This window comes from Amycolatopsis sp. NPDC028719 (assembly GCF_055565395.1).
The window spans coordinates 165,900-188,670 of sequence record NZ_JBVHUL010000007.1 but is presented as its reverse complement, the minus strand read 5'-3'; the positions used below and the strand labels follow the sequence as shown (position 1 = coordinate 188,670).

Annotated in this window: 20 protein-coding genes; 10 read left to right on the top strand and 10 right to left on the bottom strand. The window is 72.7% G+C overall.

Annotation, left to right across the window (positions count from 1 at the left end):
• Nucleotides 1-69 precede the first annotated feature (69 nt).
• Nucleotides 70-897 (bottom strand): LysR family transcriptional regulator, encoded by an 828-nt coding sequence (locus ACZ4TR_RS31525; RefSeq protein ID WP_465291051.1) that lies wholly within the window; start codon nucleotides 895-897, stop codon nucleotides 70-72.
• Between the two features lie 95 nt (nucleotides 898-992).
• Here ACZ4TR_RS31525 and ACZ4TR_RS31520 point away from each other — a divergent pair, with 95 nt between their 5' ends.
• The 3 genes from ACZ4TR_RS31520 to ACZ4TR_RS31510 all read left to right on the top strand — a co-directional run bounded on the left by ACZ4TR_RS31520 (nucleotide 993) and on the right by ACZ4TR_RS31510 (nucleotide 4,547).
• Nucleotides 993-1,865: a TIGR03620 family F420-dependent LLM class oxidoreductase gene (locus ACZ4TR_RS31520; protein WP_465291050.1), complete on the top strand. Its 873-nt coding sequence runs from the start codon at nucleotides 993-995 to the stop codon at nucleotides 1,863-1,865.
• 27 nt (nucleotides 1,866-1,892) lie between these two features.
• Nucleotides 1,893-4,124, top strand: a complete 2,232-nt coding sequence (locus ACZ4TR_RS31515; RefSeq protein WP_465291048.1) for a molybdopterin-dependent oxidoreductase — start codon at nucleotides 1,893-1,895, stop codon at nucleotides 4,122-4,124.
• 165 nt (nucleotides 4,125-4,289) lie between these two features.
• Nucleotides 4,290-4,547, top strand: coding sequence for a hypothetical protein (locus tag ACZ4TR_RS31510; RefSeq protein ID WP_465291046.1), 258 nt, complete (start codon nucleotides 4,290-4,292; stop codon nucleotides 4,545-4,547).
• Nucleotides 4,548-4,550: 3 nt separating this feature from the next.
• On the opposite strand, the gene ACZ4TR_RS31505 is transcribed toward ACZ4TR_RS31510, so the two are convergent.
• Nucleotides 4,551-5,165 (bottom strand): DinB family protein, encoded by a 615-nt coding sequence (locus ACZ4TR_RS31505; RefSeq protein ID WP_465291045.1) that lies wholly within the window; start codon nucleotides 5,163-5,165, stop codon nucleotides 4,551-4,553.
• A gap of 104 nt (nucleotides 5,166-5,269) precedes the next feature.
• Complete coding sequence (locus ACZ4TR_RS31500) at nucleotides 5,270-7,144, bottom strand: Calx-beta domain-containing protein (RefSeq protein ID WP_465291043.1); 1,875 nt, start codon at nucleotides 7,142-7,144, stop codon at nucleotides 5,270-5,272.
• A gap of 348 nt (nucleotides 7,145-7,492) precedes the next feature.
• On the opposite strand from ACZ4TR_RS31500, the gene ACZ4TR_RS31495 reads away from it, so the two are divergent.
• Nucleotides 7,493-8,293, top strand: a complete 801-nt coding sequence (locus tag ACZ4TR_RS31495) for an LLM class flavin-dependent oxidoreductase (RefSeq protein ID WP_465291042.1) — start codon at nucleotides 7,493-7,495, stop codon at nucleotides 8,291-8,293.
• A gap of 8 nt (nucleotides 8,294-8,301) precedes the next feature.
• Here ACZ4TR_RS31495 and ACZ4TR_RS31490 read toward each other — a convergent pair whose 3' ends face one another.
• The gene (locus tag ACZ4TR_RS31490; protein ID WP_465291040.1) at nucleotides 8,302-9,510 is read right to left on the bottom strand and encodes an MFS transporter; all 1,209 of its coding nucleotides are present in this window, start codon (nucleotides 9,508-9,510) and stop codon (nucleotides 8,302-8,304) included.
• Between the two features lie 59 nt (nucleotides 9,511-9,569).
• On the opposite strand from ACZ4TR_RS31490, the gene ACZ4TR_RS31485 reads away from it, so the two are divergent.
• Complete coding sequence (locus ACZ4TR_RS31485; RefSeq protein WP_465291038.1) at nucleotides 9,570-10,673, top strand: ROK family transcriptional regulator; 1,104 nt, start codon at nucleotides 9,570-9,572, stop codon at nucleotides 10,671-10,673.
• A gap of 405 nt (nucleotides 10,674-11,078) precedes the next feature.
• Here ACZ4TR_RS31485 and map read toward each other — a convergent pair whose 3' ends face one another.
• The 3 genes from map to ACZ4TR_RS31470 all read right to left on the bottom strand — a co-directional run bounded on the left by map (nucleotide 11,079) and on the right by ACZ4TR_RS31470 (nucleotide 13,845).
• On the bottom strand, nucleotides 11,079-11,861 hold the full coding sequence (map, locus tag ACZ4TR_RS31480) for a type I methionyl aminopeptidase (protein WP_465291036.1): 783 nt from the start codon (nucleotides 11,859-11,861) through the stop codon (nucleotides 11,079-11,081).
• Nucleotides 11,862-11,951: 90 nt separating this feature from the next.
• The gene (locus tag ACZ4TR_RS31475; RefSeq protein ID WP_465291034.1) at nucleotides 11,952-12,941 is read right to left on the bottom strand and encodes an LLM class flavin-dependent oxidoreductase; all 990 of its coding nucleotides are present in this window, start codon (nucleotides 12,939-12,941) and stop codon (nucleotides 11,952-11,954) included.
• A 16-nt stretch (nucleotides 12,942-12,957) separates the two neighbouring features.
• Nucleotides 12,958-13,845: an SMP-30/gluconolactonase/LRE family protein gene (locus ACZ4TR_RS31470; RefSeq protein WP_465291033.1), complete on the bottom strand. Its 888-nt coding sequence runs from the start codon at nucleotides 13,843-13,845 to the stop codon at nucleotides 12,958-12,960.
• 131 nt (nucleotides 13,846-13,976) lie between these two features.
• Here ACZ4TR_RS31470 and ACZ4TR_RS31465 point away from each other — a divergent pair, with 131 nt between their 5' ends.
• From ACZ4TR_RS31465 to ACZ4TR_RS31455, 3 genes are all read left to right on the top strand, one after another.
• On the top strand, nucleotides 13,977-14,660 hold the full coding sequence (locus ACZ4TR_RS31465; RefSeq protein ID WP_465291031.1) for a TetR/AcrR family transcriptional regulator: 684 nt from the start codon (nucleotides 13,977-13,979) through the stop codon (nucleotides 14,658-14,660).
• A gap of 302 nt (nucleotides 14,661-14,962) precedes the next feature.
• Nucleotides 14,963-15,256 carry a hypothetical protein gene (locus ACZ4TR_RS31460; protein ID WP_364518350.1) on the top strand — a complete coding sequence of 98 codons (294 nt, stop codon included), beginning with the start codon at nucleotides 14,963-14,965 and terminating at the stop codon, nucleotides 15,254-15,256.
• Complete coding sequence (locus ACZ4TR_RS31455) at nucleotides 15,243-16,280, top strand: ketoacyl-ACP synthase III family protein (protein WP_465291030.1); 1,038 nt, start codon at nucleotides 15,243-15,245, stop codon at nucleotides 16,278-16,280. Before ACZ4TR_RS31460 ends, ACZ4TR_RS31455 begins: the two co-directional genes overlap by 14 nt.
• 99 nt (nucleotides 16,281-16,379) lie before the next feature.
• Here the strand turns inward: ACZ4TR_RS31455 and ACZ4TR_RS31450 are convergent, their stop codons facing one another.
• Nucleotides 16,380-16,625: a hypothetical protein gene (locus ACZ4TR_RS31450; RefSeq protein WP_465291028.1), complete on the bottom strand. Its 246-nt coding sequence runs from the start codon at nucleotides 16,623-16,625 to the stop codon at nucleotides 16,380-16,382.
• A gap of 187 nt (nucleotides 16,626-16,812) precedes the next feature.
• The gene (locus ACZ4TR_RS31445) at nucleotides 16,813-16,962 is read right to left on the bottom strand and encodes a hypothetical protein (protein ID WP_465291027.1); all 150 of its coding nucleotides are present in this window, start codon (nucleotides 16,960-16,962) and stop codon (nucleotides 16,813-16,815) included.
• 202 nt (nucleotides 16,963-17,164) lie between these two features.
• On the opposite strand from ACZ4TR_RS31445, the gene ACZ4TR_RS31440 reads away from it, so the two are divergent.
• Nucleotides 17,165-18,355 carry an SGNH/GDSL hydrolase family protein gene (locus ACZ4TR_RS31440; protein ID WP_465291025.1) on the top strand — a complete coding sequence of 397 codons (1,191 nt, stop codon included), beginning with the start codon at nucleotides 17,165-17,167 and terminating at the stop codon, nucleotides 18,353-18,355.
• Here ACZ4TR_RS31440 and ACZ4TR_RS31435 read toward each other — a convergent pair.
• Complete coding sequence (locus tag ACZ4TR_RS31435; RefSeq protein ID WP_465291023.1) at nucleotides 18,352-20,958, bottom strand: hypothetical protein; 2,607 nt, start codon at nucleotides 20,956-20,958, stop codon at nucleotides 18,352-18,354. The genes ACZ4TR_RS31440 and ACZ4TR_RS31435 overlap by 4 nt on opposite strands.
• Before the next feature lie 190 nt (nucleotides 20,959-21,148).
• On the opposite strand from ACZ4TR_RS31435, the gene ACZ4TR_RS31430 reads away from it, so the two are divergent.
• Nucleotides 21,149-22,771 (top strand): FAD-dependent monooxygenase, encoded by a 1,623-nt coding sequence (locus tag ACZ4TR_RS31430; RefSeq protein ID WP_465291021.1) that lies wholly within the window; start codon nucleotides 21,149-21,151, stop codon nucleotides 22,769-22,771.

Below are 22,771 nucleotides of genomic sequence, written 5' to 3'. Positions count from 1 at the left end.
TAGCCCGGTCGAGCTGGACGACCCAGGACGAAATCCCGGCGGCCGGGGCGACCAGCTGTGGTCCGGAGGTCAGTCGCCGAACGCGGCCTGGTGGGCGGCCGCGCAAGTATGCGGGAGGTCGTCCGGGACGACCACGCTGCCGGTGATCGTCGTGCGCGGCGCGAGCGGGATCGCGCGCACCCGGGTGGACCGGATCTCCGCCACCTGGTCCGCGGGCAGCACCGTCCAGGCCCGCGGATCCGCGCCGACCTCGACGATCGTGTCCTGGACCGTCCCCGCCGGACGGCCCGGCCGCACCGGGACGCCCGCCTCGCGCAGCACCGCCGGATCGTGGACGCGCAGGCCGTCGTCGGCCAGCTCGGCCACGCTCACGGCGTCGCGGCCGGCGGCGGGGTGCCGCGCGGACACGACCGCGAACAGCGGCTCGGTCCAGGCCGGCAGCACCCGCACCCCGGGCGCCGCTTCCACGCCCCGGGCCAGCGCCAGGTCGATCTCCCCTTGGCGCAGGGCGGCCAGGCGGTCGGCCTGCGGCAGGTCGACGAGCACGAAGCCGAACGCCGGGGACCACTCGCGCAGCGCGTCGATCCCGCGCTCCAGCCGCGCGGTCGCCCCGGCAGCCGTGCCGATCCGCATGACGCCCGTCTGTCCGGCCGCCGCGCTCCGGACGCGGTCGGCGGCCGCGAGCGCGTCGCGGGCGGCGGCGAGCACCCGGTGCCCGGCCGCGGTCAGCCGGACCCGGCGCGGCGACCGGTCGAACAGCCGCTCCCCCAGCTCGCGCTCCAGCCGGGCGATCTGCCTGCTGACCGCGGGCTGGGCGATGTGCAGCCGCTGCGCGGCCCGGCCGAAGTGCAGCTCGTCGGCGACCGTGACGAAGTACCGCAAGGCCCGTAGTTCCACCGGTTCTCCCCTGGGCTGGGACGATGCCTCCAGGTTATCGCTGCGCGTCGCTCCTGGCCCTCGTTCGCGGCGGGCCGCGGTGCTGGACTGGGAGCATGAACCTCGACCTCGGCCTGCTCGGCGCTCACCTGCGCGAGCACGAAGTGACCCCGGAAAGCGCCGCGGAAGTCGAGCGGGCCGGCTACGGCACGCTCTGGCTGGACGCCTCCCCGCCCGCCGATCTCGCCTTCGCCGAACGGCTGCTCGACGCCACCACGCGGCTGGTCGTCGGCACGAGCGTGGTGAACGTGTGGACCGCCGAAGCGGAGACGGTCGCCGCGTCCTACCACCGGATCGTCGCGAAGCACCCCGGCCGGTTCCTGCTGGGCGTCGGGATCGGGCACCGCGAAGTGCACGCCGAGTACGCCTCGCCGTACGGCACATTGGTGTCCTATTTGGACGCTCTCGCCGACGCGGGCGTGCCGGCCGACCGGGTCGTGGTGGCCGCCCTCGGGCCGAAGATGCTGCGCCTGGCCCGCGACCGCACCGCCGGTACCGTCCCGTGCCTGGTCACCCCGGACCACACCCGCCAGGCCCGCGCGGTCCTCGGCGCGGGCAAACTGGTGCTGCCGGGCCATTTCGCCCTGGTCGAGCCCGACCCGGCACGAGCCCGCGCGGTCGCCCGGTCGGCCCCGCCCGGAACCGCGCTGGGTGTCGCCAACTACGCGAGCAACCTCCGTCGCCTGGGCTTCACCGAGGACGACCTCTCCGGCGCGGGCAGCGATCGCCTCGTCGACGCACTCGTCGCCCACGGCGACCCGGCCACCGTCGCGGCGCGGCTGCTGGCCCACCGGGCCGCGGGCGCGGACCACGTCGGCGTCTACCCCCTCGGCGACGACCCGATCGCGACGCTGCGCGCGGTCGCCGAAGCGGTGTTCTCCCACCGCGGACACCCGGTTGACCCTCCCACCGGTGTGAAGGTCCGGTAGCCGGCAAGGCGCGGTTACCGTCGGGGCATGAAGCCGAGCACATCGCACTGGGGCGCCTTCTCCGCCGAGGTCGACGCCGAAGGACGGCTGCGCGTCGAACCGCATCCGGCGGACCCGGCGCCGTCGCCGTTGCTGGGCAACCTGGGCGCCGCGCTGGACCACCCCACCCGGGTGGCCCGGCCGGCGGTCCGCCGCGGCTGGCTCGAGCACGGCCCCGGCCCGGACTCCCGGCGCGGTCACGACGAGTTCGTCGAGGTGCCCTGGGACGAGGTGCTCGACCGGCTGGCCGGCGAGCTCGGCCGCGTCCGGGCCGAGCACGGGAACCAGGCGATCTTCGGCGGCTCCTACGGCTGGGCCAGCGCCGGCCGGTTCCACCACGCCCAAAGCCAGCTGCACCGGTTCCTGAACACCCTCGGCGGCTTCACGGCGTCGCGCAACACCTACAGCAACGGGACGTCGTCGGTGCTGCTGCCACACGTCGTCGGCGACACGCACGCGGTGCTGCGGCGGGCGTCCACCTGGCCGACGATCGCCGCGCACACCGAGCTGATCGTCGCGTTCGGCGGCGTGCCGGAGAAGAACGTCTTCGTCACGCCCGGCGGCGTCACGGTCCACGGGACCGCCGGGCACCTGGCGCGGTTCGGCGGCCGCGTCGCGCTCGTCAGCCCGCTGCGCGACGACGGCCCGTCCACAATGGACACCCGGTGGTACCCGATCCGGCCCGCGACCGACACCGCGCTGATGCTGGCGCTGGCCCACACGCTCGTCGTCGAAGGCCGGCACGACCGGGCGTTCCTCGAGCGCTACTGCACCGGCTACCCGGAGTTCGAGCGGTACCTGCTCGACGACCCGAAGGACGCGACCTGGGCCGCCGGCCTCACGGGCATCCCGGCCGCCGACATCGTCGCGCTGGCCCGCGAGATGGCGGCGCACCGGACGCTGATCACCGTCACGTGGTCGTTGCAGCGCACCGAACACGGGGAACAGCCGGTGTGGGCGGCCATCGCGCTGGCCGCGATGCTGGGGCAGATCGGCGTGCCGGGCGGTGGGTTCGGCCACGGCTACGGCTCGATGGGCGACGTCGGCGACACCGGACCAGACCTGAAGATCCCGTCCCTGCCGCAAGGCGTGAACCCGGTGCGCGAGTTCATCCCGGTCGCGCGGATCGCCGATCTGCTGCTGCACCCCGGCGAGACGTACGACTACGACGGCGAAGTCCGCCGCTACCCGGACATCCGCCTCGTGTACTGGGCGGGCGGCAACCCGTTCCACCACCACCAGGACCTCAACCGCCTGCGCCGCGCGTTCACCCGGCCGGACACGGTGGTCGTCCACGAGCCCCACTGGACCGCGACGGCCCGCCACGCCGACATCGTGCTGCCCGCCACGACCGCGCTGGAGCGCGAGGACCTCGGCTCCGGCCGCCGGGACACGCACGTGATCGCCATGCACCGGATCGCTCCGCCCGCGGGCGGAGCGCGGGACGACTACGCGATCTTCGCCGGACTGTCGGAGCGTCTCGGCGTCGCCGCGGAATTCACCGAAGGCCGGACGGCCCGGCAGTGGCTCGAACACCTCTACAACGGTTGGCGGGACACACCTTCGTTCGCGGAGTTCTGGGCCGCCGGGGAACTGCGGCTGCCGCCCGGCCGCGAACACCACACGCTGTTCGCGGACTTCCGCGCGGACCCGGCCGCCCATCCCCTGCGCACGCCGAGCGGCCGCATCGAGATCACGTCGGCGACCGTCGCGGGGTTCGGCTACCCGGACTGCCCCGGCCACCCGGTCTGGCTGCCGCCGAGCGAGTCCGGGCCGCTGTGGCTGATCGCGAACCAGCCGCACACCCGCCTGCACAGCCAGCTCGACGCCGGTGGGACGAGCCGCGCGGGCAAGGTGGCCGGCCGCGAGCGCATCCGGCTCAACCCGGCCGACGCGGCGGCCCGCGGCATCGCGACCGGCGACGTCGTCCGGGTGTTCAACACCCGCGGCGCGTGCCTGGCGGGCGCGGTCCTCGACAACGCACTCCGGCCCGGCGTGGTCCAGCTCCCCACGGGCGCGTGGTTCGACCCGGTGGAGGACCACCCGTCGGGCCCGCTGTGCGCGCACGGCAACCCGAACGTCCTGACCGCCGACGTGCCGTCGTCCCGGCTGTCGCAGGGCTGCGCGGGCCAGCACGCGGCCGTGGACGTCGAACGCTTCGAGGGCCCGGTCCCGGAAGTGCGGGCCCTGCGTTCACCGATCGTGACAGGGCCTCGATGACCGCTGTCCGAGGCGAGCGGTGGGGCGCCGGAATCCCGGCGCCCCACCGATGCGCGCCTCAGTCGCCGACGACCGGGTGCCCGCCTTCGACCACCGTCAGCGGCCCGTGCGAGCCTCGCGCCCACCCCCGGTGGCCAGGGCACCTTCAACGGGCTGACGGCGTCGGTGGAGATGGTCACCCGCGACACCGACGGCCCGCTCGCGCACACCTACCTGGGCCCGGACGGCCGGTCGGGTGCCTGGAGCACCCACGGCGACTGGCACATCGTGGGCAAGCCGGCGTCGGTGTACAACCCCAGCTCCGGCTCCGTCGAGGTCTACGCCCGCGACACGCTGGGTTTGCTGATCCACACGTACCTGGGTGCGGACCTCCAGCACGGCCCGTGGTCGCTGATCGACGGCGAGCACCACATCACGGACTGAGGGTTACGCGGGATCCTCGGCACGGTGCCGGTTTCGACCGGCACCGTGCCGAGGCTTTTGTGCCGCGGCCTCGGCCAGGCAGTGCCGGATGTCTTCGAGGTGATGCGTGACCTCGTGGGCGGCCTGGCGCACCAGCCAGCGGGCCGTGCGGTACTCGCCCGGCAAGCGGGTCACCGTGCGTTCGAGGTCCGGCGGGGTCAGTCGGTCGATCTCTTCGCCGAGCCCGGCGGCGCCGGCCGCGAGTTCCTCGCGCACTCCGTCGAGGGAGCGTTCGTTGTAGCGGAAACGCCGTGCCCGCAGGTCGTTGAGCATCGGCTCGAGGACGGGCCGGTCCTCGGTCCGGGCGCGGTGCACCCGGACCGTGTAGGTGACGCAGACGTCGCGCAGGTGGAAGACGTACTCCAGCGCCGACCAGTGTCCGGGCCGCGAGCGGCGCCGGAGGTCCGGCGGGGGCGCGTCCCCGAGCACCGAGTCCACCGCGCCGGGCAGGGACGCGATGATCGCGGTGGCCGTCTCGATCGTGAGTGCGGGAAAGGAAAGTCCGCACTCGGCGCAGACGTGATCCTCCCCCGCCAGCGGCGGGATGGCTTTCGACTGGTCGCCGGGCACGGCCGCCATCGTCGCCGACCCACGCACCGGAGGGCAACCGCGCCGGCGGGGAAAGCCCTGCCGAACAGTGGCCGGGGCGGGCGGCGAACCGCCCGCCCCGGGTGTTCACCGGATCAGCGCCGGCAGGGGTTGCCCGCCGGGTGCGCCGCACTGCCGTGCACGTCGGCCTGGGACTCCGCCAGCACGATCTTCGCCAACGCCGTGTCCAGCGCCACCGCCTGCTGCTTCACGACGCCGCCCGAGACGGTCTGGCCGTTCAGCTTCAGCGAGCCGATGACCAGCGGGATGGTCAGCGGCGCCGAGCCGACCGTGACCGAGACGCCGTTGATCTTCAGCGAGGTGACGTTCGAGCTGCCCGTCAGCACCGGGGCGAGCCCGCCCGTGGCCGGCTGGCAGGTCGCCGCCGCCTGGGACTGGATCACGCCCAGCTCGATCGTGAGCCCGATCGTGCTGATCACCGTCTTGTCGATCTTGGCCGACGCCCGCGCCTGGTCACCGGCCGCCGGGGCCGCGGACTGGTTGTCCGGGGTCAGGTCGGTCGACGAGGTCAGCGCGTGGGTCTGCACCTTGATCAGGCCGGCGTTGAGCGTCGCGTCGAGGACGGTCTTGCTGTCGTCGGCGCAGGGCAGGTTCTGCGGGTTCGCCACGGCGGCGGTGATGCCGAGGACGTTCGCCGCGGTGCCGGTGCAGGAGAAGGCGCCGTCGCGGTCGTCGTCGACGATCGTGCCGATACCCGTCGGGTCCACCAGGCCGGCGCCGGCCGGGGCGGAGAGGTTCACGGTGAACGTCTCGTCCGGCTCGTCGACGGTGTCCGGGTTGACCAGCACGGTCACCGGTTTGGCGGTCTCACCGGGGGCGAAGGTGACGTCGCCGCTGGCGGCGGCGTAGTCGGCCGGTGCGGTGGCGCTGCCGTTCGCGGTGGCGTAGTGCACGGTCACCGGGTTCGGGCCGGCCCCGCCGAGCAGGGACACGGTGAACGTGGCCGGCACCGGCGCGCCGCCGGAGCCTTCGGTGACCGTCACGTCGTTGACGGCCAAGCCGAGCACGCGCACGGTCGTCGTCTCGACGAAGCCGCGAGACACGCCGTCGACCAGGTAGTCGACCGAGCAGTGGTAGGTGCCCGGAGCGGCGTCGGCCGCGGCGGCGATCGTCTCGGTGAACGTCGCGACGTCACCGCTGGTCACCTTGACGCTCGCCGGGGCGTTGGTGAGTGTCAGCTGCGGGTCGCAGCTGGTGACGTGCGGGGTCACCGTCACCTCGATGGACTTGATGCCGTCCAGGATGGCCTGGGACACCTGGTTCGAGGGCACGTTGTTGAGCAGCACGCCGCCGGTGGCTTCGGTGATGGCCGTGGCCTGGCCGGTGGCGTCGAGCGCGCCGACGTTGACCGCGACGACGCGGATGTTCGCCGCCTTCAGCGCGGCGATCGTGTCGGCCAGGGTGTGGCCGCCGCTGGGGTCGTGCGACGGCGCGTCGCCGAACCACGCGACGATGCGGGTCCCGTCCGGGCGGAACGAGACGGCGCCGGTGGCCAGTTCGTAGAGGGCGTTGAGGTCGGCTTCGGGGCCGTCGCCCCCGCCGCCCGCGGCCCACTGGTTGATGCCCGCCTGGACCGCGCCGGTGTCCGCGGTGATGGCCTGGTTGACCTTGAACGGCACGGAGTCGCTGAAGTCCTTGTACTCCGCGACGCCGAACTGCGCGGTCGGCTGCGCGGCGAGCACGTCCCCGGTGATGGCGTTGGCGTTGGTGCGCACGTTGGTGATGGCGCCGCCCATGCTGCCGGTGGTGTCGGCGAGCAGGACGAGGTCGGGGTTCGGCGGGACGGCGGAGGTGGTGACGTGCTTGGTGACGGTGGTGCTCTGCCCGGCGGCGAGCGTGAGGTCGACGGTGGCCGGGTCGACGCCCGGCGGCGCCGCGGCCGCCACCGCGGCCGGGGCCAGCAGCGCGGCGGCCGCGGTGAGGGCGACGAAAACTGATCTTCGTGACATGGATTTCCCTTTCGAGCACCGGCGGACGGCCGGATTCGGTACGGGGTTGCCTGGGGAAGACGAAATGGGCAGGAATTCGTTAGCAGGGTCCGCGAACGTCACCCGGAGCGCCCTGTGTCAAGGCGCTCAACGGGTTACTGAGCCTGAATTCGGCCTACGCAGATCATGGCGGGAATAGGCCGAAGGACGGGAAACGCCGGGAGAGCGTCACGCTCAAGAGCGACGGGAATCGCGCTTTCCGGCACCACGAGTATCGCCCTGACGGCGGAGGAACCGCGATTTTCGCTTTCCGGTGCGCGAATCACCACCGGATGTCGTAACGGCGCCCGCCTGGGTAGCGTGCCGGGCATGACTCCCCAGCACGCGCTCTGGCTCCCGCTCTTCGACGCTCTGGCCGACCCGGGGCTCGTCGCCCGCCTCGCCGCCGAGGCCGAAGAAGCGGGCTGGGACGGCGTCTTCGTCTGGGACCACCTCCGCTGGCGCGAGCCGGTGGCCGCGGCAGCCGACCCCTGGATCACCCTGGCCGCGATCGCCACCGCCACGTCGACGGTGCGCTTCGGGCCGATGGTCAGCGCGATCACCCGCCGCCGCCCCGCCAAGCTCGCCCGCGAGACCGCGACGCTCGACTGCCTCGGCGGCGGCCGGCTCACGCTCGGCGTCGGCCTCGGCAGCGACCGGTTCGGCGAGGAGTTCTCCCGGTTCGGCGAGGAGTGCGACGACCGGGTGCGCGCCCGCATGCTCGACGAGGCGCTGGAGATCCTGGCGACCGCCTGGTCCGGCGAGGTCGTGGACCACCACAGCGAGCACTACACGGTGGCCGGCATCCGGTTCCTGCCGACACCGGCGCGGCGGATCCCGGTCTGGGCGGCGGGCTTCCCCGGCAACATCAACCCGATGCGCCGGGCCGCGCGCCTCGACGGCTACTTCCCGGTGAACCTCGACTCGGCCGACCGCTTCGCGGAGGCCGTGGCGCAGGTCGAGGCACTGCGCACCGGAACCGGGCCGTACGACTACGTCGCGGAGCTCGAGCCCGGCGAGGACGGTTCGCCGTACACGCGGGTGGGCGCGACCTGGCTGCTGACCGCCTTCGCCCCCGAATCGCTCTCGGTCGACCACGTACGCGGCGTCCTGCGCGACGGGCCCCACTGAGCCACCAGTCAGCGCACGAGCTGACCCACCCGAGCACCCCGACGGCGATCCACCGCGAACCCGACCACCGCCAACACCAACCCCACCGCACTCACCGCCACCCCGGCCCACGCCGTCGCGCGGTAACCCAGACCCGTCGCGATCACCACGCTGCCCAGCGCCGCGCCCAGGCTGTTGGCCGTGTTGAACGCCGACTGGTTCAGGGCCGCTCCCATCAGCTGGGCGCCCGGGGCCACCGCGATCAGCCGGGCCTGCAGCACCGGGCCCAGGAACAGGATGGTCCCGCCGATCAGGAACGCGCCGGTGAACAGGCCGAACGCCGAACCCACCGTCAGTCCGAAGTAGACGTTCGCGGCGATCACCGCGGCGAAGCCCACCACCATGGCGCGCCGGAGGTCGCGGTCGGCCTGCCAGCCGCCCAGGAAGTTGCCGGCCGTCATGCCGAGCCCGACCGCGACGAGGGCCCACGGGACCGCGCCCGGGGACAGCCCGGTGACCGAGGTGGTGATCGGCGCCAGGTAGCTGTCGACGGCGAAGAACCCGGCGATCCCGATCGACGCCGTCGCCGCGACGAGCCACACCTGCGGGCTGCGCAGCGCGCGCAGCTCGTCGGCCGGTGATCCGCCCGCCGCCGGCGCGTCCGGCACCGTGACCGCCACCGCCAGCAGGGCGAGCAGGAAGACCCCGGCGATCAGCAGGTACGCCGTCCGCCAGCCGGCGGCCTGCCCGAGCCGGGTGATCAGCGGGACACCCGCGACGTTGGCCACGGCCAGCCCGCTCAGCACCACGGCGAACCCGCGCCCCTCGCTGCCCGGCCCCATCAGCGTCGCCGCCAGCAGGCCGGCGGCCCCGAAGTACGCGCCGTGCGGCAGGCCCGCGGCGAACCGGGCCACCAGCACCAGGCCGTAACTCGACGCCACCGCCGAAGCGACGGTGCCGAGCACGAACAGCACCAGCAGCCCGAGCACCAGCCGCTTGCGCCGCATCCGCGCGGTGATCGTGGCGAGCACGGGCGCGCCCACGACCACGCCCAGCGCGTACGCGGTGATCATCCACCCCGCCCGCGCGACCGAATCCGGTTCGGTGTTCCCGAGCACGCTGTGCGCGATCTCGGGCAGCAGCCCGGCCGGCACGAACTCGGTCAGCCCGATCGCGACCGAGCCGAGGGCCAGGGCCAGCAGGGCCGCCCATCGGCGCCGCCGGGAGAGGTCGTCCATTCCGGCGACTTTAGCAACGCTGTTGCGTTAATACCAGATCCCGGCGGTAGGGTGACGCCGTGCACCTGGCTTTCCTGCGGGACTACCACGAAGCGCTGGTGATCGCGCTGGCCCGGACCGCGCCCACGCTCGAACGCGGCACCGTCGCCGAGCTCACCGGGCTGACCCCGCAGGCCGTGTCGAAGGTGCTCGCCCGGCTGGTCGACGAAGGCCTTCTCGAACCCGCCGGCGTGCGGCGCCCGGCGCGCGGCAAGCCGGCCGCGGTCTACCGGCTCGTCCCCGGCAGCCGCCGGGCGATCGGCGCGCACGTCACCCGCCGTGAGCTGCGCCTGGTGCTCGCCGACCTGGCCGGCACCGTCCTCGCGTCGATCGCGACGCCCCTGCCCGCCGACTTCACGCCGGACGAGCTGCTGAGCGAGCTGGCGGCCGGCGTCACGACGATGATCGCCGGGCACGACCTGAGCACTCCCGGGCTCGCCGGCGTCGGCATCGGCATGATCGGGCCGCTCGACCAGTCGACCGGCACCGTCCGCGGCGCCCACCGGCTGCGGCACTGGCGCGACGTCCCGCTGGCCGGGCTCGCCGAGCAGCGCCTGGGCCTGCCCGTGCTCGTGGACAAGGACGTCACCGCCGGCGTCACGGCCGAAGCCTGGCGCCGCGGGACCACCTTCCGCGACGCGGCCCTGGTCGTGGTCGACGCCGGAGTCGGCGCCGGGCTGTGGCTGGGCGGGGCCGCCCACCGCGGAGCGCACACCAACGCCAGCGAGTTCGGCCACGCCGTCGTCCAGCTCGACGGGCCACACTGCGCTTGCGGCCGGCGCGGCTGCCTGGAAGCGGTCCACGAGCAGGCGGCCGACCCCGCCGCGGCCGCCGCCGTGCTCGCGACCGGCGTGGTCAACCTTCTCCAGACCCTCGACCTCGGCCACGTCGTCCTCGGCGGCGCCGACCTGCTCCCCCACGGCGAGCTCTACCGGGAAGCCGTCGAACACGCCGTACGCACCCAGCTGCCGGGCGCGGGCTGGCTCACGGTCGAGGTCTCCCTGACGTCGCTGGGCACGGACGTCGTGGCCGCCGGCGCGGCCATGCAGGTGCTCAACGCCCGCTACGGACTCCCCGATCCGACCCGGCCCCGCGAGCCCGCGCCCGCCGTCGTCCGCGGGTGAGGCGCGGCTATCCCGCCAGCTCCGCGTCGCGCCGGGTGAGTGGTGAGTCCCGGCCGCAACCTCGAACCACGACCCACCACGCACACCCACACGGGAGCGCGAAAGGCCACCGGCCCGGACACCGCCGCACGGGCCCGGCGCTACCCCGCCAGTGCCGCCTTCGCGCCGCGTGAGTGGTGGGTCCCGGCCGGAGCTTCAGGCCGCGGCCCGCCGCGCACATCCACGCGGGAGCGCGAAAGGCGCCCGGCGGCGAGCCCGGCCAGGAGCAACCCGCGCTACCCCGCCAGTTCCGCCTCGCGCCGGTGAGTGGTGAGTCCCGGCCGCAACCTCGAACCACGACCCGCCACGCACACCCACACGGGAGCGCGAAAGGCCACCGGCCCGGACACCGCCACGGGCCCGGCGCTACCCCGCCAGTTCCCCTTCGCGCCGCGTGAGCACCAACGGCGCGTCCTCGGTGACGGCGATCGTGTGCTCGGAATGGGCCGTGCGCGAACCATCCGCCGAACGGATCGTCCAGCCGTCGGGATCGAAGACGATCCGGTCGGTCGAGCGCGCGAACCACGGCTCGAGCGCGAGGGTGAGCCCCGGCCGGAGCTTCATGCCGCGGCCCGGCGCGCCCTTGTTGGGGACGTGGAGGTCCTCGTGCATGGTGCGCCCGATGCCGTGGCCGCCGAACTCCGTGTTGACCGGGTAGCCGTAGCCGGCGGCCACCGCGCCGATCGCCGCGGAGATGTCGCCCAGGCGGTTGCCCGGGCGCGCCGCCTCGATCGCCGCCTCCAGCGCTTCCTCGGTGGCGCGGATGATCCGCTGGTCCTCTTCGGCGGCCGTGCCGACGATGACCGTGCGCGCCGAGTCGGCCGCCCAGCCGTCGATGCTGACCGCGATGTCCGCGGTCAGCACGTCGCCGTCGCGCAGGACGTAGTCGTGGGGCAGGCCGTGCAGGACGGCGTCGTTGACCGAGAGGCAGATGACGTTGCGGAACGGCCCCTTGCCGAAGGAGGGCGCGTAGTCCCAGTAACACGACTCCGCGCCGCGCCGCTTGATCATGCCGCGCGTGTGGTGCTCCAGGTCGAGGAGGTTGACGCCGACGTCGGCGAGCCGGCCGACCTCGGAGAGCACCTCCGCGACGAACCGCCCGGCCACGTGCATGCGGTCGATCTCCGCAGGCGTCTTCAGTTCGATCACGAGTACCTCGCGTCCCAGAGTGTCGGTATAGTTATACCGATACCCTAACCGCTCGCGATCGGCCACCGCGGACGCGGGCCCCGCGGAAAGTCAGGCGGTCACGGCGTCGTGGAACCGCCCGAGCTCGGCCCGGGTGTCCGGGCCGCACGGCTGGAACACGATCTCGGTGACCCCGCGGGCGGCGATGTCGTCCAGCCGCTGCCGGAGCTGTTCGGGCGTGCCGCTCATCGTCACCTCCCGCAGCATCTCGTGGCCGCCCGCCTGCCACGCCGCCTGGTCGGCCTCCCCCAGCTCCACGCAGTGACCGGCGTGGACGGCGAGGTGCCGCAGCTCCGGCGGCGTCCGCTCCACCACGTCCAGCCACTCCGCGCCACCCGGGAGCGCGCGCACGGCGGAAGGGCCGCCGAACTCGTGGGCGCCGTGGTAGGCCAGCGCCCAGCCGGGCCCGGCGGCGAGGCGCGCGTGCTCGCTGTCGGTGCGTTCTCCTTCGTCGAGCACCGTGCCCCACACGAGGTAGGGCACCCACGAATACTCGCTCATGAACTCGGGCAGCTGCAGCGTGACGTACAGCCCGTCGCCGAGCTCCTTGGCCACCCGGTGGCCCTTCGGCCCCAGCGCCCCGATGAGGACGGGGACGTCGACGGGCCGGGCGGGCGCGTGCCCGTCGGGGTGCAGCATCCGCATCCGCGCCCCTTCCCATTCGACGACGTCGCCGCGCAGGAGACCGCGGTAGGCGCGAATGTAATCCTCCATGTAGGACCAGGTGATCGCGCGGTAGCCCATGGCGCGACGGCCGGTGAAGCCGGTCCCGAAGGAGACCGCGACCCGCCCGGGCGCCAGCGCGGCGAGGGTGGCGGTCGCCGCGGCGTTGACCATCGGGTGCCGCAGGCTGGGCACCAGCACGCCCGGGGCGAGGCCGATCCGGTCGGTCCGCTCGGCGGCCCGCGCGAGGGTCATCCACACGTCGGGGCTCTGCTGCGGGGTGTCGTAGACCCACGCCCGCTTGAAGCCCAGCTCTTCGGCCACGACGATGTCGTCCGGAGTGGACAGTGCGGTCGGGAAGGCGCAGGAGACGTCCATGGGGGACCTTCGTTCGTCAGGGCAGGCCGGCGTGCGGGACCTCGACATCGACCGCGAGGAGCTGCGCCTCGCGCACGGGACGGCGTTCGTGTTCGGGGAAGGACGGCGCCGCGCAGAGGAACAGCGTCCGTCCGTCGTCGCCGCCGAGCATGCAGGCGAACACCCCGGTGCCGGCGTCGATCTCGTCGAGGACCCGGCCGCCCTCCTCGACCCGCAGGACGAGGTTGTGGACGGCGTCGGCCACCCAGATCGCGCCTTCGGCGTCGGCGCAGATGCCGTCGGGCGCCACTTGGAGAAGCTGAACCGCCGCTTCGACGTCGTCAGTTTGGGGAGTCTCCCCGAACTGCGCCCACACGCGGCGTCCGCTCAGTTCGCCGTCCTCGCCGATGTCGAAGGCGGTCAACCGCCCGGCGAAGGTCTCGGCGACGACCAGCACCCCGCCGGGCAGGATCACCATGCCGTTGGGGAAGCCGAGGTCTTCGGCGGCGACGGCCACGGTCCCGTCCGGCTCCACGCGGGTCAGCGTGGTGTAGCGCAAGGGAGCGCCGCCCATGAGGTCGAAGCCGAAGTTGCCCACCCAGGCGCGGCCGCGGTCGTCGACGACCATGTCGTTGAGCACCCCGGACACCACGTCGGACAGGTCGGCGTGCTCTTCGAGCCGTCCCTGCTCATCGCGCACGAGGACGCGGTGGTCGCGCATGGACACGACGAGCAGGCGCCCGTCGGGCAGGAACCCGAGGCCCGAAGGCTGGCCGGGGACCTCGGCGACGACCTCGGTGCCGCCGCGGCCGTCGGTCGCCACGACGCGCTCGGTGTAGAAGTCCGACACCCACAGCCGCCCGTCGTGCCACCTCGGGCATTCGAGGTAGGAGAAGCCTTCGAGCACGACTTTCGGCTGTCCCATCGCGACCGTCCTCGATCATCGTCGACCGTTCCGCGGCGTTTCCACGCCGGCTAACTGAGCGCCCAGTTACCATGACCGCGAGGCCGGGAGGTGTCAAGCCCGAGTCGTCACCCGCGGAGGGGAGAGCAGCGATGCCGGAGAAGAAGCGCGGCGGCGGAAGGCACCCGGTGGCGGCCGCGATGGAGCTGACGACCAGCCTCGGCCCCGAGACGGTCCCCGCCGAGTTCTGGGGAGCGGACACCTCCCCGGTGGCCCGCGCGCTGTTGTCGTCGGCCGTGCAGTGCTTCGCCCGCAAGGGTTTCCACGCGACCACCACGCGCGACATCACCGCCGTCGTCGGCCTGAGCCCCGGTTCGCTGTACGTGCACTTCCCGTCGAAGGAAGCCGTGCTGTTCCGCATCGCCCGGACGGGTCACGAGCGCGCGTTGGCGGCCCTGTCGGCCGAGCACGACGACGGCGACACGCCGAGCCACCTCCGGCGGCTGGCGGCGGCCCACGTGTCGTGGCACGCGCGCCACCACACCGTGGCCCGGGTCTGCCAGTACGAACTGGCGGCGCTCTCGCCGGAGCACCTCGACGAGATTCTCGTTCTCCGGCAACGCTTTTCCGCGATGGTGCAGGAGGTCGTGGAACGCGGAGTCCGCGAAGGCGTCTTCGACGTGCCCGACATCGACCGCTCGGTGCGCGCGATCCTGTCGCTGGGCATCGATCTGGTGCGCTGGTACCGCCTCGACGGCGCGGACTCCCCCGAAGCCCTCGGCGAGTCGTACGCCGAACTGGCGGCGCGGATGCTGACCCCCAGCCCGAACGGGTGAAGGCAGACCACCTCCGCGTCGCGACCCCCGGCTCTCGAGCCGGCGAGCAGCTACACGAAGAGTAACCACAAACCGAAGGAATCTCACGACCGGCCTCGGCGAAAACCGAGCTGTTTTCCGGAAACCGGCTTCTCTACCAGCTTCGCCGATCACTCTGTGTATCAGGGGGTGACTCGGCGCGCATGATCATCGCGATAGGTTGACAGCGTCTCCAGGGGCCCCGACGACGCGGTTCCCGCCTTCCCCCTCAGCAGCGCGCGCCCCCGAGGTGCGTGCTGTCCGCCGTGCCGAAAGGAAGTTTCTTGACCGCCACGACGTTGACACAGGTGCTGCGCGAAACCCATGCCGCCCGGACCACCCGACTGGTCGTCCGCTGGGACCGCGAGACCGGCTGGGCGCACCTGGCCATCGCCGTTCCTGGCTCCGGCCCGGTCTGCTTCGCGGGTTTCCACCGGTTCTCCGGGGGAAGCGCCGAAGCCGTCGCCGCCGAGCTCGCCGCCGCCGGGTGCGTGTCCGCTCCCCCGCTCCACCTCGACGACACGCTTTCGGAGATCGAAGCCGTGCTTCCGGAGGTGACCCCCGATGCGCGTGGATGACCTGCACCTCACCGGAATCGGCACCGACGTCGGCGCGCTGACGCCGGTCGCCGTGCCGCTCGCGGCCGGGGAGTTCAGCTCCGCCGACGCCGACCGCACCGGCCAGCTGTCCACCGCCGTCTCGACGCTGCCGGGCCCGGAGCTGGCCGTCCGCGCCGGCCGCGAAGCCTTGCGGCAGAGCGAACTCACGACCGGCGGGGCCGCGTGGCCGACGCTGTGCCTGCACGCCGGGATCTACCACCCCGGCATCGACTTCTGGCACGCCGCGTCCTACGTCCGCGACCAGCTCGGCCTCGGCGCCGGTCCCGGCCTCACGCTCGAGCTCGGCGCGATGAGCAACAGCCTGGTGGCCGGCCTGGACATCGCGGCGAGCGTGCTGCGCGGCCGCCCGGACCACGACGCCGCGCTCATCACCGCCGGCGACCGGTTCGGCGCGCCGGGCTTCCCGCACTGGAGCACCGACACCGGCATCGTCTACGGCGACGCGGGCAGCGCGGTCGTCCTCTCGCGCCGGCCCGGCCTGGCGCGGATCCGCTCGATCGCGTCGTTCACCGACCCGTCCTTGGAGGGACTGCAGCGCGGCGACGAACCGTTCCGCACGGCCAGCGTCACGGCCCACCGGTCGCTGGACATCCGGCGCCGCAAGCGCCAGTGGCTCGGCCGCCACGGCGGTCCGGCGCACGTCGACACCCGCAACGCCGACGGGGTCACGACGGTCGTGAAGACGGCCCTGTCCGAAGCGGGGATCGACCTGCCCGACATCGCGAAGATCTGCGCCCCGCACTACGGCCGGCGCCTGGTCCAGACGCAGATCCTGCGCCCGCTCGGCGTCCCTGAACACCGCACGATGACCGAGCTGGGCCTGCGGGTGGGACACCTCGGGGCCAGCGACCAGATCGTGGCGCTCGACCACCTGCTCCGGACGGGCGAAGCGAGCGCGGGCGACCACGTGCTGCTGCTGGGCATCGGGGTGGGCATGACCTGGACGGCCGTCGTCCTGCAGCTGGGCCCCGCCGGCCGCTGACGGTGCGGGCGCCGCCGGCCGGCGGCGCCCGCATCCCGCAGCAAGGCTCACTTTCCGGTTCGACGCCACGAAACCCGCGCCAAGCCGAGCCGCGGAGGGTCACCGGGAGTCGAGTTCGTCGTCCAGCGCGGCTTCGACCTTCGCCGCCGCGCGGACCAGCGCCCGGTAGGCGAGCACCGAGGCAGCCACGAGCGCGAACACGGCTCCCATCGCCCACAGGTCACCCCCGCCGTCGTCGGCGGGCACGACGGCGACGGTGACCACGGCGAACAGCAGCCACCGATCGCGCGCGGCGGGCCGGACCCGCCAACGGCCGGCGAGTTCTCTCCTGGCGGCCAAGGACATCGGACCATGAGCACCCACGGGCGACCTTTCGTCCGGGATCAGGCACGTGCCGTGACCGATCACGAATGGGACACGCCTCGACAGTCGCGGATTCCACCATCGGAGTTACCGCCTTCCGCCCGGACGACCCTTCGTAACCGAGAATCCACTCCAAAGAGTGAGATACGCCGGTGTTGCCCTTTCCGGGTCAGTCACGACCAGCGGCTTCCGGGTACACGTGGTGCTCGTCGCTGTCCCCAAGCGCGAACAGGCGCCGGCTCTCGACCTTCGGACCCGAAGCCTCCGGCACGAATTCGAGCCGGGGAGAGTCCGTCTCGTCGGCGGCCTCGACGGTCACCAGCCCGCCAGGCCCCAGCCCGGCGGCGGAAACCCGGAAATCGCGCTCGGCGAAAGGTCATCCACCACATCCGAGTCCGTACCGCTGCTGCCGTCGACCAAATCGTACTCACCTCTGGCCATTTCCATCAAGACCTGGCAATACTGGGACTCCCCCACCGAAGAGGTGATTTCCGGTAATGACCAAAAAGACACTCATCGCCATGACAGCACTCATTTCCCTGATTTCGGGCAGCACGAATACCGCCGCCGCGGAAAGCGATTCCTCCGCGCACCGGCCGATTTCGGTCTGGTCGCCGAGCATGACGATCGGCGGGCCGAACTTCACCGATCGGACGCTGCGGATGGTCGTGCACCCCAGCGTCGGCGGTGACGCGCTACGGCTGCACCTGTCGAACCTGCGGGGCACCACCCCCCTCGCCGTCGGTTCCGTCAGCCTCGCCCTGCAGGCCGGACAGGCGACCGCCGTCGATGGAACCCAGCGCCAAGTCACCTTCTCGCGCGCCAAAACGCTCACCATCCCGGCGGGCCGGGAGGTCGTCAGCGACCCGGTACCCTTGCCCGTGCGTGCGGAGCAGAACCTGCTCGTGAGCCTGTACCTGCCCCAGGCGACCAGCTCGGCGACCTGGCACTCCGACGCCTTCGACGTCTCCTACCTCTCGAAGCCCGGCGACCACTCCGCCGACACCGGTGACGAAAACTACGTCACCGCCACGACTTCCTGGTACTACCTGTCCGGTTTGGACGTCGTCTCGCCCGCCGCGCGCGGTACCGTCGTGGCCTTCGGTGACTCCATCACCGATGGCTACAACACCCCCGCGAGCGTCTACCACCGCTGGCCGGACGACCTCGCGCGCCGGCTCGCCGGGCCGCACCCGACCGCGGTGGTCGACGCCGGGCTCGGCGGCAACCGGGTGCTGACCGACGTGCCGAACATCTGGCAGGGCGTCAGCGCGCTCAAGCGGTTCGCCCACGACGCGCTGGCGCAGCCCGGCGTGCGGACCGTGATCCTCATGGAGGGCATCAACGACATCGGGAACAACGCCGGCCCGGACGGCGGCCCGCTGACCGCGCAGCACCTGATCGACGGCTACCGCGAACTGATCCGCCAGGCGCACGCGGCCGGGGTGCGGATCCTCGGCGGGACGATGCTGCCGGACAAGGGAGCCGGCTACTACAGCGAGCCCGCCGAGGCGATCCGCCAAGCGGCGAACACGTGGATCCGCACGAGCGGGCAGTTCGACGGCGTCGTCGACTTCGACCGGGCGCTGCAAGACCCCTCCGATCCCGCGGCGCTGCGCGCCGGCTTCGATTCGGGTGATCACCTCCACCCGAACGAAGCCGGCATGCAGGCCATGGCCGACGCGGTCGACCTGCGCTTGCTCGACCGCTAATAAATGCGGAACCCGTCCACCAGGAAATAGGTTCCGCTCAGTTTCGAAACGGTCAGCGTGTGCCGTCCGGCGGCGAGCCCGGTCACCGAATAAACGGGGACCTGGGTTTGCCGCTGGGCGGTGTTCGCGCTGACCGTTCCCTTCGCGACTCCGTCCAGCGTGACGGCGATATCCCCTTCATCGGAATTCGTCTCGGTGAGGAGGCTGATCCCGGTTCCGGTGAAGGTGATCGACGCCGCGTCGCCGTTCTGCTGGGTGTAGTGCACGCCGCCGTCGAGGTCACCGTAGGTGCGCGAGCCGCTCGAGGCCCAGCTCCCGGTGTAGGCGATCCGCAGGTCGTCGTCGTCGAGCACCGGGCCCGGCGGGGTGCCCGGCCCGGCCGCGTCGATGATCGCCTGGGCCGCGGGCGGCCAGCGGCCGTCGGTGACCACAGTGGACGGTTCGAGGTCGATGTCCGTGCCGCTGTTGTTGTAGCGGCCGGTGTCGGTGAAGTTGCCGTGGATGGAGTCGTCGTGGATGGTCGGCGTCCACAGGTTCAGCCACAGTGAGCCGTTGCTGAACTCCACCACGTTGTCGTGGGTGTTCCACAGCGAGCTGCCCTCGTCGTGGTAGATCATGTTGCACCCGTTGATGCACTCGCCGAGCACGTTGCCGGTGAATTCCGACGGCGACGCCTGTCCGCCGAGCGTGTAGACCGGACCGCCGTCGAACAGCACGCCCATCACGCTGTGCACGTGGTTGCCGACGACGTGGTTGCCACCGGTGTAGGTCGTGCCGTGCAGGCACGGGTCGGGCAGTCCCTGCTTGGCCTGCAGCGCGCAGCTCGACGCCCAGCCCCAGCCCCAGCCGATCGACACGCCCGAGTACGGCGTGTACCCGATGTCGTTGTGGGACAACGTGGTCCCGCGGCTGTGGCCCACCCAGACGCCGACGGCGTCCTGGTACTCCTGCCCCGGCCGCTGCACGACGGTGCCGGCCACGGTGTTGCCGCTGGTCATCAGCGCGGGCTGGGTCTGGTAGTAGTCGTCGACCTCCCCCACGGTGACACCGCTGCCGCCGACGTCGGTGATCGAGCCGCCGGACACTGCCGAGTCCTGGGTCTGGTCGGCGAGGTCGATGCCACTGGTCCCGGTGTGCCGCACGGTGACGCCGGTGAACGCGATCCGCGCGCCGCGGTGCACCTGCACGGCGGCGGGGATCCGGGTCGGTGTCCGGGTGGCCGGGTCCCACAGGATCCCGGCCTGGTTGTCGATGTAGCCCGCGGTGCTCGGGGCGGTCCAGGTCGTGTAGGCGAAGGTGATGCCCTCGAAGGCGATGTCGTGCACCGGCGCGACGACGTCGGGGATGACGGTGAAGGCGTCGATCAGCAGGTAGTCACCGCCGGCCTTGACCACCCGGACGGTGTGCGTGCCCTGGGCCAGCCCGGTGACCGAGACGACGGCCTGCTGCGCGAGCCGCTCGGAGCTCTTGGCGGACACGGTCTGTTTCTTGACGCCGTCGACGTAGACGTCGATGTCGCCTTCGTCCGCGTTCGTTTCGGTCAGGACCTGGAGGCCCGTGCCGGTGAAGGCGTAGCTGACCGCGTCGCCGTCGTTCTGGGTGTAGTGCACGTCGGCACCGAGGTCGCCCAGGTGCCGGCCGCTCGAGTAGTTCCAGCTGCCGGTGTAGGTGGCCCGCCAGTCGGTGTCGTCGAGCGGCGCCAGGTGCCCGGGGGTGCCGGCCAGGTCGAGCAGTTCCGGCGCGACGGGCAGGTCGACGTCGGCCTTCGCGAGGTCCTCGCCGGGCCTGGGCACGTAGTAGAGGAATCCGGCGTCGCCGTCGAGGTAGAACTGGCCGGGCGTGCCGAGCAGCTGGTAGGCGTTCTCGAGCCAGGTCACGCGGTCGAGGGACGGAAGACCGGCGCCGTTGAAGGGAAAGCTCGGGTTGGGGACCGAGGTGTGGTTGTTGGCCCAGCACCCGGGATCGACGGTCAGCGCCGAACCGCCCGACGCGCCGGGCGTGATCGAGGCGAGCGGGCAGCGCAGCTGCTTCCAGCCGTTGTTCGCGACCACCTCGACCCGGGCGGCGTTCGTCCAGGAGGTGTAGGACGCGTCGGCGGTGGTGAACCCGGTGGCGGACACGGAGAACCCGCCCGGGTCCTGCGCGGTGCGGGCGCGCACCGCGCGGACGCCGTTCACGAACAGCTCCCGGCTCGCGGTCCCCTTCGGCACCGGCGCGCGGTAGATGTTCTTGGCGGCGTCGGTCTTCCGGAAGCCGCCGACCTTCAGCGCGCCGCTGAACACGGGCGTCTCACCGGCGGCCGCGCGGTAGACGACCCGGTGGCCCGGCCTCCCGGAATCCTGGACGCCCAGCCGCAGCGGCGTGGTCAGCGAGTAGGTCCCGCCGCGCAGTTCGACCACGACGTCCCCGGCGGCCCGCGGGACGAGCTCGCGGACGCGGTCGCGCGCCGTGGCCAGGGCGCACGGGGCGACGGGACCGCAGGCGGCGCCGTGGCCGGACGGGGCGGCGTAGAGGACGTCCGGGGGTCTTCCGGGAGTGGCGCCGACAGCCGCGACGACGGCTGCGGCGGTGACCAGGTGCGCGACGACAGTGGCGATTCGCATCGGGGATCTCCGGCGGGTCAGCGGACAGACATCAGATGAATATAGGCCGCGATGGGGTCCAGCGGTATAGCTGATCGCTCCGGAGGCCGGAGAGTTCCTACCTTTAGGCTCGCCGGTGCGACGTCTTCCGGAGGCGGGCGCCTCGCCGTAGTCTGCGCCGAGACGATCACGCCGACTGGGGGGCTCCGTCATGACGAGCAGGACCGAGGAGACCACCGAGGTCGTCATCGCCGGAGGTGGCCCGGTCGGGCTGACCCTCGCCCACGAACTGGGTTCCCGCGGCATCGGCTGCGTCCTGCTCGAACCGCGCCCGGAACCGAGCCTCGCTTCACCGCGGTGCAAGCAGATGAACCCCCGCTCGATGGAGATCTTCCGGCGCCTGCGTATCGCCGACGCGGTCCGCGGCACCGCGGGCCTGCCCTTCGGCTGGTCCGACTCGGCCGTCTTCTGCACCTCGCTCACCGGGCACCGGCTGGAACGCTTCGACGGGGTCTTCGCTCTCAGCGACGTCCAGCGCACCGAACTCGCCGAACCCGCGCTGTGGTGCGCGCAGAACCACGTCGAGGAGGCCTTGCGAGCCACCCTCACCCGGCGCGAGACGGTCAGCGCGCGCTGGGGCTGGACCCTGACCGGCGTCGCCCAGGACGCCACCGGCGTCACCGCCACCGCGACCGACGACGCGGGCCGGGAGCGCGTCGTGCGGGGCCGCTACCTGGTCGGCGCCGACGGTGCCCGCAGCGCCGTCCGCCGGGCCTGCGGCATCCCGCTGACCGGGCGGAGCCACGAAATCCGGAACGTGCAGGTGATCTTCGACGCGCCGGGGCTTTCCGCCCGCCACCACCTGGGCCGCGCCGTGCAGTACTGGGTGGTCAACCCCGACGTCAACGGCCTGATGGGCACGCTGGACACCGAAGACCGGTGGTGGGCGATCATCATCAACGCCCCCGTGGACCCTGACGCCGCCGACGCCGCATGGTACGAGCGGGCGGTCCACCGCATGATCGGCGCCGAAGCGCCCCTCACCGTCACCGCGACCGATCCCTGGACCGCGCGGATGCTGGTGGCCGACCGCTACCGGGACGGCCGCTGCTTCCTGGCCGGCGACGCCGCCCACCAGAACCCGCCCTGGGGCGGATTCGGCGCCAACACGGGCATCGGGGACGCCGCGGACCTCGGCTGGAAGCTCACGGCCGCGCTGCGCGGCTGGGCCGGCGACGGCCTGCTCGACTCCTACGAAACCGAACGCCGTCCCATCGCCGGGCGCGCCATCGCCGAGGCCGAGCGGAACATGCGGGTGCTGACCGGCGAGCTCGCCGTGCCGGGACTGGACGGCGACGGCCCGGACGGCCGGACCCTGCGCGCCAAGACGGCCGAGCTGATCCGGCAGGCCAAGACCGCCGAGATGTACACCCTCGGCTTCGTGCTCGGCACGGCGTACCCCGACTCGCCCCTCGTGCTCGCCGACGACGGCCCCGCGCCGGTGTCCACCGGGACGGAGTACCGGCCCTCCGCCGCCCCGGGCCACCGGCTGCCGCACCAGTGGCTCGGCCGGAGCCGGTCGCTGCAGGACGAGCTCGGCCCCGGCTTCACGCTGCTGGAGGTCGCCGCACCGCCCGCGCCGGAATGGGAAACCGCCGCGGCGGCGGCCGGCGTGCCCCTGACCCGGTACCGGCTCAACCGGCCGGACCTGCACGGCCTCTACGCCGCCCGGTACGTCCTGGTCCGGCCCGACGGGTACATCGCGTGGCGCGGCGAAACCTCTCCCGGCGACCCGCGGGCGGTGCTGGACCGCGCCCGGGGACAGCGCGCTTGA